At 68.6% G+C, this 12,461-nt stretch carries 11 protein-coding genes and 1 tRNA gene; 6 read left to right on the top strand and 6 right to left on the bottom strand.

Translation table 11 applies throughout. The annotated features are described in order from the left end of the window. Window positions 1–40: 40 nt before the first annotated feature. Both ACFV9Q_RS03630 and ACFV9Q_RS03625 read right to left on the bottom strand, forming a co-directional pair. A complete protein-coding gene (locus ACFV9Q_RS03630; RefSeq protein WP_377233195.1) occupies window positions 41–1,126 on the bottom strand; it encodes a Gfo/Idh/MocA family protein in 1,086 nt (361 codons plus the stop codon). Beyond that, a complete protein-coding gene (locus ACFV9Q_RS03625; protein ID WP_377233194.1) occupies window positions 1,111–1,821 on the bottom strand; it encodes a ThuA domain-containing protein in 711 nt (236 codons plus the stop codon). Before ACFV9Q_RS03625 ends, ACFV9Q_RS03630 begins: the two co-directional genes overlap by 16 nt. Before the next feature lie 133 nt (window positions 1,822–1,954). Between ACFV9Q_RS03625 and ACFV9Q_RS03620 the strand changes: the two genes are divergently transcribed. Then, window positions 1,955–2,977 (top strand): LacI family DNA-binding transcriptional regulator, encoded by a 1,023-nt coding sequence (locus ACFV9Q_RS03620; RefSeq protein WP_377233193.1) that lies wholly within the window; start codon window positions 1,955–1,957, stop codon window positions 2,975–2,977. A gap of 21 nt (window positions 2,978–2,998) precedes the next feature. Continuing rightward, a complete protein-coding gene (locus ACFV9Q_RS03615) occupies window positions 2,999–3,907 on the top strand; it encodes an alpha/beta fold hydrolase (RefSeq protein ID WP_377233192.1) in 909 nt (302 codons plus the stop codon). A gap of 32 nt (window positions 3,908–3,939) precedes the next feature. Here ACFV9Q_RS03615 and ACFV9Q_RS03610 read toward each other — a convergent pair whose 3' ends face one another. Then, on the bottom strand, window positions 3,940–4,131 hold the full coding sequence (locus ACFV9Q_RS03610) for a hypothetical protein (protein ID WP_377233191.1): 192 nt from the start codon (window positions 4,129–4,131) through the stop codon (window positions 3,940–3,942). A gap of 127 nt (window positions 4,132–4,258) precedes the next feature. Between ACFV9Q_RS03610 and ACFV9Q_RS03605 the strand changes: the two genes are divergently transcribed. Continuing rightward, window positions 4,259–5,131: a hypothetical protein gene (locus tag ACFV9Q_RS03605; RefSeq protein WP_377233190.1), complete on the top strand. Its 873-nt coding sequence runs from the start codon at window positions 4,259–4,261 to the stop codon at window positions 5,129–5,131. Window positions 5,132–5,236: 105 nt separating this feature from the next. Continuing rightward, window positions 5,237–5,310 (top strand) — tRNA-Pro (locus ACFV9Q_RS03600). Between the two features lie 36 nt (window positions 5,311–5,346). Here the strand turns inward: ACFV9Q_RS03600 and ACFV9Q_RS03595 are convergent. Further along, window positions 5,347–6,582, bottom strand: a complete 1,236-nt coding sequence (locus tag ACFV9Q_RS03595) for an IS481 family transposase (RefSeq protein ID WP_377233189.1) — start codon at window positions 6,580–6,582, stop codon at window positions 5,347–5,349. A gap of 282 nt (window positions 6,583–6,864) precedes the next feature. On the opposite strand from ACFV9Q_RS03595, the gene ACFV9Q_RS03590 reads away from it, so the two are divergent. Then, window positions 6,865–7,356, top strand: a complete 492-nt coding sequence (locus tag ACFV9Q_RS03590) for a GNAT family N-acetyltransferase (protein ID WP_377233446.1) — start codon at window positions 6,865–6,867, stop codon at window positions 7,354–7,356. On the opposite strand, the gene ACFV9Q_RS03585 is transcribed toward ACFV9Q_RS03590, so the two are convergent. Then, a complete protein-coding gene (locus ACFV9Q_RS03585) occupies window positions 7,331–7,789 on the bottom strand; it encodes a Pycsar system effector family protein (RefSeq protein ID WP_377233188.1) in 459 nt (152 codons plus the stop codon). The genes ACFV9Q_RS03590 and ACFV9Q_RS03585 overlap by 26 nt on opposite strands. A 317-nt stretch (window positions 7,790–8,106) precedes the next feature. Between ACFV9Q_RS03585 and ACFV9Q_RS03580 the strand changes: the two genes are divergently transcribed. Beyond that, the gene (locus ACFV9Q_RS03580) at window positions 8,107–8,817 is read left to right on the top strand and encodes a hypothetical protein (protein WP_377233187.1); all 711 of its coding nucleotides are present in this window, start codon (window positions 8,107–8,109) and stop codon (window positions 8,815–8,817) included. A 950-nt stretch (window positions 8,818–9,767) separates the two neighbouring features. Here the strand turns inward: ACFV9Q_RS03580 and ACFV9Q_RS03575 are convergent. Then, window positions 9,768–12,263: a choice-of-anchor P family protein gene (locus ACFV9Q_RS03575; RefSeq protein WP_377233186.1), complete on the bottom strand. Its 2,496-nt coding sequence runs from the start codon at window positions 12,261–12,263 to the stop codon at window positions 9,768–9,770. Window positions 12,264–12,461 lie beyond the last annotated feature (198 nt).

Genomic DNA, 12,461 nt, shown 5'->3' with positions numbered 1-12,461 from the left:
GCGAGGCGAGGCCCGGGTCAGCGCCGAGTCAGCGCCCTGGTCAGCGCGGCGCGTCCGACAGCGGGACCGCCGCCGGGCGCTCGCACCGGCTCTCGACGGCGACACTCGTGCCGCGGTCGGCGGCCGCGAGCAGCGCGGTCATGATCTCCAGCACGTGGTACGCGAGCTCGCCGTCGGCCCGCGCGGGCACGCCGTCCGGCGTCGTCGCGAGGTCCGCGACGCCGTAGCCGCGCCCCGCGTCCCGGTAGCCGGCGCTCGGCGGCAGGGTCTGCCAGGAGCCGCCGAGCTCGTGCAGCTCGACGTCGCCGTCGAACTGGTTGGGGTCGGGGACCACGAGCGAGCCGGCCTGGCCGTGGACCTCGATGTTCGAGGCGCGCGTGGCGACCGAGTCAAAGCTCATCACCAGGGTCGACAGCGCGCCCGAGACGTGCCGGAGCACCCCGGTCACGTGCGTGTCGACGTCCACGGGAACGGTCTCCCCCGCCCGGGGGCCGGACCCGATGGTGCGCGTGGCACGCGTGTGGCTCGCCGCGCCGACCACCGACTCGACCGGGCCGAGCAGCGTGACCAGCGCGGTCACGTAGTACGGGCCCATGTCCAGCAGCGGGCCGCCGCCGGGCTGGTAGTAGAAGTCGGGGTTCGGGTGCCAGCGCTCGTGGCCCGGCGTCGTCATGGTGGCGGTCGCGGCGACCGGGAGGCCGATCGCGCCGTCATCGATGGCCTTGCGCGCCGTCTGCACGCCCGTGCCGAGCACGGTGTCCGGGGCGCAGCCCACCCGCACCCCGGCGTCCCGCGCGGCGTCGAGGACCGTGCGGGCCTCTGCCGGCGTGACCGCGAGCGGCTTCTCGCCGTACACGTGCTTGCCGCCGGCGATGGCCTGCAGGGCGATCTCGGCGTGGGCGGCGGGGATCGTGAGGTTGAGGACGAGGTCCACCTCGGGGTCCGTCGTCAGCTCCGCGACGGTCAGGGCGCGCACGCCCTGCTCGGCGGCGACGGCCTTCGCGCGGTCGGCGTCGAGGTCGGCGACGGCGACCAGGCGGACGGCGTCCAGCCGCTCGAACGTGGACAGGTACTGGCCGGCGATCGCCCCGACCCCGACGATCCCGACCTTCAGCGGCTGGCCCACAGGATTCCCCTCTCGATGACGGTACGGACGTTCGGGTCGTCGACGACGGACAGCTCGTGGCCCGGCGTCGAGACGAAGATGCGGCCCGCACCCCACTGGCGGGTCCAGATCGCGGGGCAGGTGACGGGCCGGTGCCACGGGTCGAAGTCGCGTGCGGCGAGCGTCGTGGTCGCCAGCACGTCGTTGTACTCGTCGGACAGCACCCAGTACTGCTCGGTCGTCAGCTCGAAGTCCGAGATCCCGGCGACGATCGGGTGGTCGGCCCGCTCCGGCACGATGTCGATCGTGTGCCGCAGGAAGTTGTCGGCGGCCTCCCCCGCCAGCTCCGCGCGCGGCGCCTTGGGCGGGTGGGTGGCGAACTGGCCGCCGATGAGCTGGAGGTAGTCGGAGCTGTTCCGGTAGGAGTCGGCGATGCCGCCGTGCCACCCCGCCAGCCCTGTACCCGCCGCGACCGCCGCGATCAGGCCGCTCAGCTCGGCGTTCTCGATGGTGCTCATGGTCACGGTCTGCACGATGACGTCGACGCCGGCCAGGTAGTCGGCGTCGGCGTACACCGCCGTCGAGTCCTCGACCCGGACCTCGTAGCCGTGCTCGGCCAGGAACGGGAGGAACGAGTCCGTGGTCTCGACGGGCTGGTGCCCGGTCCACCCTCCGCGCACGACCAGTGCGCGTTTCGTGCTCGACGTTGTCGTCATAGGTGCTCCGCTCCAAAAAGTTGCGCAACTCGTGGCTCGATGAAAGTGCCAGCGACCTTGATACACGAGGACTTTTGCCGGATCAAGCCCCAATAAGTTGCGCAACTTTTGATGCCGCCGCTACGGTCGCCGCATGCCGAACCCTCGCCGGACCACGCTCGCGGACGTCGCGCAGGCGGCCGGGACGACGGTGCCCACCGTCTCCAAGGTGCTCAGCGGCCGCTCGGACGTCTCGGCCGGGACCCGCGACCGGGTCATGCGCATCGTCGCGGAGCTCGGGTACCGCGGCAGGTCCGGCCGGGACGCCGTGCCGCGCGGCGAGAGCTCGCTCGTGGACCTCGTGCTGAGCGGGGTCGAGGGCACGTGGGCCAACCGGGCGCTGAGCGGTGTGGAGCAGGCTGCTGAGGAGGCCGGCCTCGACGTCGTCGTCTCCGTGGCCCGGCCGCCCGACGACGCCTGGCTCACCCGCCTGCTCGCGCGCCGTCCGCGCGGCGCCGTGCTCGCCCTGGTCGACACCAGCGCCGAGCAGCTCGCGACCCTCGCCGCCGCGCGGGTGCCGATCGTGCTGCTGGACCCCGTGCGCCAACCGCCGTCGTCCGTCGCGAGCGTGGGCGCGGCCAACTGGGCCGGCGGGCGGGCCGCCGCCGAGCACCTGCTGGCGCTGGGGCATCGCGAGCTCGGGATCCTGGCCGGGCAGCGCACCCACCTCTACAGCCAGGCTCGCATCGACGGGTTCCGCTCCGCCGTCACGCAAGCAGGGCTCGACCTGCCCGACGACCGCGTGGTGCACACCGACTGGCGGCGCGAGCGCGCCACGGAGCAGGCCCTCGACCTCCTGCGCGGTGGGACGACGCCGACGGCGCTCTTCGCGTGCTCGGACACCATCGCGCTCGGGGCGTACGACGCCGCCGCCGCGCTCGGGCTGCGCATCCCGGAGGACGTCAGCGTGGTCGGCTTCGACGACCTGCCCGAGGCGCGCTGGCTCAGCCCCGCGCTGACCACGGTGCACCAGCCCATCGCCGAGATGGGCGGGGCGGCGCTGCGCATGCTGCTGCGGATCAGCGGCGGCGTGCCGCGGGAAGCGCCCCGGGAGGAGCTCGCGACGCGGCTCGTGGTCCGGGGGTCGACGGCGGCCGCCTCGGTGTCACAGGTCTGAGCGGTATCCGGTCATGGGGGCGTGACCTCGAACATCACCGTCTCCCTCGGTACTCACACCATCGCCGTCCAGCACCAGGGCGCCGTCGTCGACCAGCGTTACCACGTCGCCGGAAGCGGCCCCGTGTGCGTCGTCCACCCGGGCGGGCCCGGGATCGGCTGGGACTACCTGCGCATGCCCGAGCTGGAACGGACCATGACCATGGTGTACGTCGAGCCCGTCGGCACCGGGGCGTCGGGCCGGCTCGCCGACCTGCGCGGATACAACCTGGCCACGTACACCCACTTCCTGCACGCGGTGGTGGAGCACCTGGGGCTGCCGCGGGTCATGGTGCTCGGGCACTCCCACGGCGGGTTCGTGGCCCAGCGCTACGCGCTCGACCACCCCGACCGCGTGGCGTCGCTGGTCCTGTACGACACCTCCCCGGTGACCGGTGACGACTTCTGGTCGACGGCGGTCGCGAACATGGAGCGGTTCGCGAAGCGACACGTTGCCGAGCATCCCGAGGTGGCCGGCTACGTCGCCGGCCTGACGGGCCGGCCCGAGCCGTCCGACGACGAGGGCGCGACGGAGGTGCTGCGCAGGATCTCGCCGGCCTACTTCCACGACTACTGGGGCCACGAGTCCGACTTCGCCGTCGGGCGCAACGCCCTGCGCATGTACGCCGCCCCGGCCTGGGGCGAGGGCCCGGCCTTCGACGTGCGGGAGGAGCTGCCCGCGATCACGGCGCCCACGCTGGTGGTGGTCGGCGACGACGACTTCATCTGCGGTCCGCGCTGGGCCCGGATGATCCACGAGGCCGTGCCGCACTCGCGGCTGGCGGTCCTGGAGCGGACCGGGCACCTGGGCCACATCGAGAGCCCCGGGAAGTTCACGGCGGCGGTTTCGGCCTTCCTTACCGCGGTGGGTGGGGTCGCCTCAGTGAACTGATCGGGCGCGGAGGACGGCCCTGTCCGGGCGGGTCAGCCGCCCGGACAGTCGCTGTCGCCGCCCGAGTACTCGACGCAACCGGACGCCTCGCGCCTCCAGGCACTGACGAACGTCCAGACGACGGCGGTCACGACCACCGGGGCGACCACGGCAGCCGCCACCACCTCGAGCACCGGCGTGCGGGGTGTCGTGACGACGGAGCGGTCGGCGCTCGCGGCGGGCATGGGCCGACTGTACTGGTCAGCATCCGCCCTGACCCGCAAAGATGGGGTCGCACGGTTCGCGGACCAACGAGGGTCAGGGCAGCCCCGCCCGGTCGTCGCCGAGCGACGTGCCGAGCGGGAGGCAGTCATGACGGACGCTGTGGCACCACGGGACGCGGCCCAGGCGGAGGTGTGGGAGCACCGGCCGATGTTCTCCGCGACCGACAAGGGGTCCCGGATCACCTGGCTGGCCCCGGGCCGCTCCCCCGCACGTGTCACGCCGCGCCTGTGGGCGACGGCGCTGCTGTGCCTCGTGGCCTGGGCCGCCGCGACGGCGGCCGGCTCGTCGGTCCTGTGCGGCGCGACGTCGACCGAGTGCACGGTCGCTGTCGGCCAGGGCTGGCTGATCGGCGCGGCGCTCGTCCTGGGGTATCTGGCCGTCCTGGCCACGGTCGACCTGGGCGAGCGGGCGCAGGACCATCTCGGCCAGCGGCGGGCCGCGTCGATGTTCTACCTGGCGCCGCTGCTGACGGGGATCACCGTGGGCGCGGCGGTGGGGACAGACCTTGCGCTGGGTGCGGACCAGCGCGTGAGCCAGGTGCTCGATGGCGTCCCGGGCACCGAGGCCGTGCTCGTGTCGGCGGTCGTCGCGGTGCTCGCCGCCCTCTGGGGCGTCGTCGTCCTGGTGCGGCTGCCGGGCGCCCTGCGGCACGCCCGGCGCCGCCAGGAGACCATCGAGCGGCTGCGCCGCGACGGCCACCGACACGCCGGCCGGGTCCGACTCGGCGACGTCCGCATCTGGCTGCACAACGACCCCGAGCTCACCGTCACCGTCACCTACGACTCCCCGGCCGGCAGCCACGAGGTGGCGGGCTGGATGCGGACCTCGCCGGACCGCGTGCCGAAGGACGGCAGCAGGGTGGTGGTGCTCACCGATCTGCGCGGCGCCGTGCACGTCGAGCTCGACCGCGACGGGGAGGTGGCGTTCGAACCGCCAGAGCGGTATGCGCCGAGCGAGTAGGTGGTCGTCGCGCATCTGGTCGGGCACAGCCCCCGAGGTGGGGTAGTATTTCCGTCGGCCCCAAGGGGCCAAAACCGGTAGCCTTGAGCATGCTCAAGAACACCGCGGGCTGTGGCGCAGCTTGGTAGCGCACTTGACTGGGGGTCAAGGGGTCGCAGGTTCAAATCCTGTCAGCCCGACAGTGTGATGTCGCAGGACATCGCGGACAGCCGGACCTACGAAATCGTAGGTCCGGCTGTTTTTTGTTTCCGTGCGGGTCCGGGTGGGCGGCCGGTGGGTTGGTAGTCCTTGGCCGGGTCCAGGATCAGGCCGCGGAGGATCTCGCCGGTGGTGGCGTCGATGATCTGGATTTCGAGGTCTTCGGCCAGGATCAGGACGTAGGTTCCGGTGTAGGTTCGTCCGATTCCGATGTGGTGCAGGCGTCCGGCGTGGCGCAGGGTGACGGTCCCGGCTTTGTTGACGCGGTCGGTGCGGACTCGGTCGTGGGTCTCGCGGACCGGGTCGATGCCCGGGGAGGCTTTGGGCCGGGCGGTGTAAGCCGTGGCCGGGGTGGCTCGGTGCGGCAGGGACCGGTGCGGGCGTCGGTGGTTGTACTCCTGGACGAAGGTGTCGAGCAGGGTCTGCAGCTGGGCGAGGGTGGTCGGCTGGGCTGGTTGCGCGCGGAGCCATTCCTTCATCGTCTGTTGGAAGCGTTCGACTTTCCCGCAGGTGGTGGGGTGGCCGGGCCGGGAGTTCTTCTGCGTGATGCCGCGGTGGGCGAGCTCTTTCTCCAGCGCGGTGCGGCCGCCCTGGCGGCCGTGGCCGGCCAGGCGAACGGTGTAGACCATGCCGTTGTCGGTCAGTGTCGAGGCGGGGTATCCGTGCTGCTCGGCGGCTTGTCGGAAGGTGCCGGCCACGATGGGTGCGGTGATCGTCGCGTGGGCGGTGATGTGCAGGGCGTAGCGGGAGTGGTCGTCCAGCCAGGTGATGATCTCGACATCGGTGCCGGGTGTCCCGTCGGGGCGGGTCAGGCGGTAGTGGGTGAAGTCGGACTGCCAGGTCTCGTTGGGTTGCTCGGCCTGGAAGCGGATGTAGGAGCTCTTGGGGCGTTTCTTCGGCTCGCGGGTGATGGCGCCCTCGCGGGCCAGGATCCGGTGGATCGTGGCCCGGGACAGAGTCGTGTCGTGGTGGTGGGTCAGGTGCCAGGCGATGGTGTCCGCGCCGGCGTCCAGGCCTTGTCCGGTCAGGTCCTTGCGCAGGGTCAGGACCTGTTGCACGACGTCGGGCGGGGTCGCGTTCGGTGTGGTGCGGGGGCGGCGGGAGCGGGGCTGGAACGCGGCTTCGCCCTGTTCGCGGTAGCGGGCCAGGAGTTCGTAGATCCAGGAGCGGGACACGTTGTGCTCGCGGGCGACCTGGGCGACGGGTTGATGGGCGCGGGTAACGGCGGTGATGACCAGCCGGGCCTTGGACATACCCGCTCATCGTGCTCATCGGTGTCCGGGATGTCCTGCGACACGCTGTCCGGGATGTCGCGAGACAGGTGTCCGGGATGTCCTGAGACTCAACACTGTCAGCCCGACAGATCGCCCCTCACCTGTTCACGCAGGTGAGGGGCGTTTTTCGTTGCCTCAGAATCCTCGCTGCGACGGGCGTCGGAACGGGGCTTGTCCCCGATCCGGGTTCATGCCGGCTCCGCGTCGTCGGCAGCCGGCGCAGTCGGTAGCGCGCTGCCGGCTGCCCACCAGGCACCGAACGTGGTGCCGGCGACAAGCTCCCCTCTGAACCCCATCGAGGGCGTGTCAGACCCGGAGGGCTGGTTGCGCCACGATCGCGAGTTGCAGAGCTGGGCAGCAGTCGAAAATGGGAAGCCCGTCGGCCAGATCACGCTTACCCGGGCCGAGCCTGGCGATGACGCCGCCCGGGTTTGGCATAAGCACACTGGCGGCGAGATACGTCGCTTGGCGATTCCCGCACGGCTATTTGTACACCCCGATCATCGGGGCAACTGGGCCGGCCGCCTCCTCATGGAAACCGCGACGAAGTTCGCGCAGACCCGAGAACTTAGCATCGCTTTCGACGTCATGCTTAAGGACCATGCCGCTATCCGGCTCGATGAGCGCCTCGGTGCCGAGCGAGTCGACAAGCTCTCACACCAATACGGCACCGGGAAATCCGAGCCCGCTGTCGTATATACACTCTCGCCGCTAACGCGGCAAGTTCTCACTCGACTAGCCACGCGGCAATAAGTAGTATCGATGCGAGCAATGCTAAACCCATTGCCAAACGGATGCGATTGTACTTTCTCGCTACGATGAGGCTTAGCCGCCAGAGTTGGTGGCGGGTGCGGGACTGTGGATCGAGCGGAGTCGCGTCGAGCGCGGTAGCGAGGTCGACCAGGTTCTCGAAGGTGGCGACATGTCCCCAGTAAAATACACCGCGGCTCGAATCCACAGTGGTATATCGCGGCCAGAGCGCAGCACCAGCCACGATTATCGCCAGTACCGCAAAGGCAGCACCGACCCACCACAGCAAACGCTCAAAGCCGACCAGCCCGGCCGGCGTCCAGTCCCCCGCTATCAATCCCGAACCCAGGGCCCCGAACCCAATTCCGAGCACAGCCGTCGTTACCGACGCCTTCTGGTCAGCAATAACCACTTCTTGACGCGCCTCCGCAAGCATCGCCTGCTCAGCAATGTCACGAGCCTCACGGGCTCTTCGGCGTTCAGCACGTCGAGAAGCACCGCGATCAACCCGAGCCCTTAACCGAACTCCTGGTTGCATGGAGGAGGACCTCCCTCTCAAGTCAGCATCGACATGGACCCGAAGGGTGAAAAGGTTCACTGGCGGCTAGTTACACCAGCCTGGTGCGGCGAGTACATCGAGTTCACCCGGCCATCTCGGGCGAACTCCGGCATTCTAGACTACGTTGCCGCTCTGTCCGATCGCTCCAACTAGCACGCGAGACCCTTCGCGCGCGCCCCGAGGGAGAGCAGTGCATGAGTTTGCGTAGTGACCTCGAAGCGTATACAAAAAAGACGCATGATGACGTGTGGCAACAGAGAAAAGGCCGGGTCGTACCAAGCGATGACAGCATCACGCTAGGTACGGATTCCGTAGAAATCGACGCCACCGTTCTCTACGCCGACCTCGCAGAATCGACCTCTATGGTCGCCCAAGAGAAGAACTGGTTCGCCGCAGAGGTTTACAAGAACTACCTCTACTGCGCAGCGAGGATCATTAGGGCCGAGAACGGCACGATCACTGCGTACGACGGAGACCGTATTATGGCCGTCTTCTTGTCGGATAATCAGAACACGCAAGCTGTACGTGCCGCAATGAAAATTCAATGGGCGACGGCCCAGATTATCCAGCCTGCGATTGACGCAAAGTATAAGCTCCCCGGCTCGGGCTACACGACGTCGTTCAAGATCAAGCAGAAGGTCGGAGTCGACACATCCATCTTGTTGGTTGCGAAGACGGGGATTCGCGGTCACAACGACCTAGTCTGGGTCGGCAGCGCCGCCAACAACGCCGCGAAAATGGCAGCCCTCGACGCCGGGTTTACCACATACATCACGCGGGACGTCTACCGCCAGTTGCCGCAGTCGAGAATCGTCGACGGCGAGGGGAAGAATATGTGGAGAGTCGTTACCACCGATCTCGGGCACGAAGTGATCGGCACGACCTATCGGACTTCGATCGACTAGCCAGTTCACTCTTCGCCGACACCAGAGCGAGCATGTTGTGAGGACTTTCTTTACTGGCTCAAGCCGCGGCTTCGCCGCGCGGGGCGCGCGACAGGGGAGCCGGCCCCCGCGCGGGCTCGCTGCGCGCACCCCCATCGCACCCTGGTCGTGCCGGCACGACGCGCCCCAACATGACGAAGACGGCCTCGGCCAGGTGACCGAAACCGTCTCTCTTCGCGCAGCTCGCGCCCGTCGTCGTCCTTCCCGTAGATCGCGGACGGTCACGGCGGCCGGTACCCGTAGCAGGCTACTCGATCATCCGCCTAACAAACGCCCGCCCGCGCTCCCCCGTGCTGGCCTGATCGGTGGTCCAAATACTCTTCACGAGACGGGCAGCGACCGGCTCTCGAAGTCTCTTATCAACGCCGAACCGCATCAAGGGCGCTGCGCGTCACCACGTGATCGACTCAGTCCACCCTTAACCCGATCGGACGTCGACAAGACGTGGCAGGGAGCCTGACGATGCCCACCCACGGCCCCACCGGATGTGTCCCCGATCTGTCCCCAACGCCCTGCACGCGATGCACGTCGGAACACCCTCCCGCTCACAGCAGCCGCAGAAAATCAGGGGCGAGCACCCGTCAATCCATCTGGGGTCAAGGGGTCGCAGGTTCAAATCCTGTCAGCCCGACAGATCGCCCCTCACCTGTTCACGCAGGTGAGGGGCGTTTTTCATGCCATCGCCGCGCTATCCCGTAGCACTCCCCGCCCGATCTTGGCGCCAGTTTGTGGCCGCCGGGCCATAGACGGCGCGCCACCGTCTGCCGGCCCTCAGCGACCGGATCCAGGTAACGGACAGTCATGACGGGTCCTGTTGTGCGCCCAACGCCCCGCCCCTCGCTCACGGCGAACGAGGCGTGCGGACGGGGGACCGAGCACCGCCATGCGCTCGGTCCCCCGCCGTGCTGATCTCAGCCGAGGCGACAGTTACCCACCACCACCTCCTGGCCCGCAGCGCGAACCCGAATTGCGTTCTGCACGAGGCGCCCTTGCGAGTCAGTGGTGCTCTCGTTGTACGCGACCTCGGCCAGCCCGAGCACCGAGAGCGTGCCGGAGCCTGCGCCGATGGGGATGCCGTTGATGGTGCCGACCAGGGAGTCACGTTCGATCCCGTCGGCGTCCGCCGTACAGGTGCTCTGGATGTCGGTGATCCGTACCAGCCCGTTCAGCAAGGTCACGTCGGCAACGCTGGTGGCGACTTCAGTACGGCCTGTGGTCGCGCTGACCGTGCAGCTCACGTTCAGCGCGCCGACGCGACCAACGAGCGTGTTCAGGGACGCCGTCGACTGGTCGTCGTCGGGCGGGCAGCCCACGTCGGGGATGCGGTCGACCTCCAACAGGCCGGTGGCTCCGATCGCGTACCCGGCGCCGGGCACATAGACGACGACGTCGACAGTCCCTGTTCTGGTCCCGCCGTCGTCATCCGTGATCGTGGCGGTGATGGTGCGCGGGCCGAGGCCGTCGAAGCCGTAGACGTGCTCCGCGGTACAGGTCCCGCTGCCAGGCCGCTGCGTGACGATCCCCTCGGCCGTTCCGTCGCCGTCGCCGTAATCGACACGACAGCTATGGGTGTCGTTGGTGCCGGGGTCCGTGAATGTCACGCTGACCGGTGTGGGCTGTCGCCCGTTGATCAGCTGGCCAGGCGCAGGCGTCGTGACCTGGGCGGCAGGCGCGACGTTGGTCACCGTGAGCGTTGCACTGTCGCTCACAGGCGACGGCTCACCGTGTCCGTCGTCGGCAGTCAGGGTCACGGTGAAGGGTCCGTCGTCCGTGCAGGTGATCGCGGTGCCCGGCACGGCAGCGTCACCGAAGGCGCAGGTCGCCCCGGGGTCGACCCCAGGCCCGGGCTCGACCGACCAGGTGATGGACGGGGTGTCGTCCGGATCGGTGACAGTGCCGTCGAGAGTAACCGGCGCCCCCTCGGCCCCGGTGGCGTCAGGCCCGGCGTCGACCGCGGGCGGTGTGTTGCCGGTCCCCGGCATGTCCGGGATGTCTCCGCCGCAGGGCAAAGCCTGTGGTCCGCAGCCGGTTTGGACCCAGAAGCGATCGCCGTGCACGATCCGGTCGAACGAGTACCACACGCCGAGCATCGCGCCCGCAGACCTGTTGTGGCTGCGATTCAGGGCGCGAGCCGAGTAGCTGTACTCCGTGTCGTCGTCGTAGGACCCGAGGGCCGCGCCCTGGAAGGTGCTGCGGTAGGGGTACTCGTCGCAGTCCATCCGCTTGCTGGCGTAGTCGGGGTCCACTGCGAGGCAGGTCGCCACCGCGACGTCGTGGTTCCGCCTGTACCGAGTTGGCTCGTACTCCGGACGCATGCGACTGAGACTTTCGCGTGGCCTGAAGAGGGAGTTACCAGGAATGATCCGATCGCCAGGGTCCGGGTTGATCAGGTGTGGCTTGGTGAACGCCTCGAAGATGTGAAAGGCCTCCTGCGTGATCCGCCCGTCCTCCATGTCGATGTAATGAACGGGATGGACGTCGTCGAAGATGCAGCCTCCGCTCTCGTTCGCCGGAAGGTAGGAGGCGCTGTCGCAGCGGTAGGTCACTTCGAACTCGTCGGTCTTGGGCGAGCCTGCGGCAATTATTCGGGCCGAGAGGAAACTGACGAGGTCGTCCTCGTGGAACGGTGGTGTGCTCCCGCTGGGAAAGGAATTCTCCATGGAGAAGTTCTCGTTGAACACCCAGTCGGAGCTCGCCCACTCGGCGAGGGTCTTGGTCACGGGCCCCTGGGCGCCGTCGTTCTCGCAGGAGGCCTGCCCCTGGCCGTCGCACACCATGTCGACGGTCATGGGTGCGATCGGGTCGAGAACGGGACCTGAGGGAGAGATCCGGTACTGGAACCTGGTCCAGAGGCTGTCACGGCTGCCCCATCCGACCAGCGTCAGGTCAAAGGTCGTCTCTCCGGTCGGGCTGTCGTAGCCAATCTCACCCTTGATGCACATCGAGTAGCGGTTCTTGTACAGCGGAGTCTCGCGTTCGTCCGGATACTCCTGGGCGCAGGAGTCGAGCGTAAACTCACCCGGCTCGGGCAGCTCACCAGGCGCGACGTCGTAGGCGTCCTCGTCGTCCCACCACCACTCCTCCTCGTCAGCCGCCTTCGCCCTCGGCCGCGCAGCGTTGTCTGCAAGGTCTTCGGGCAGAATTGTCGGCTCCGCGACGTTCGTGGAGTTCGCCTGTACCGCCGCCGCTTCCTTGAGCGTCCGGCTCGGTCCGGCCGCGACGGCCTCCTCGTAGGAGTCGAACGTTCGCCAGCCTGGAGCTGTCGCGCTGGGCTCCGGCCGGACGTCGAGTTCTGGTTCCGCCCCGACGGCCACACCCGTCATCACTGTCGATACCACGACGCACATGGCGCACAGCGCCATCGTTCGCCGGGCACGTTGCCTGATCTCTCCGGTTGCCGTTGCCATGGTGCCCCCTCGCCTGACACGGTGAACACATCTCGTGCGCCCACCGTTCGGATCGTGCCTGGCCGAGAGCATCGTTACCCCTGGAGACCGTTTACGCACCGTACTTCGGGGCTGGCCGAACGACGACGGTCGCTCCGTAATCCCCACGGTCCGTACCACCCCCGCCGAACTGGTTCCATCAGCGTTGTAGGGTCCGTG

The organism is Promicromonospora sp. NPDC059942 (genome assembly GCF_042731755.1).
In the GTDB taxonomy this organism is placed as follows: Bacteria; Actinomycetota; Actinomycetes; order Actinomycetales; family Cellulomonadaceae; genus Promicromonospora.
The sequence above is the reverse complement of the archived record's forward strand: the minus strand, read 5'-3'. Positions and strand labels throughout refer to the sequence as shown.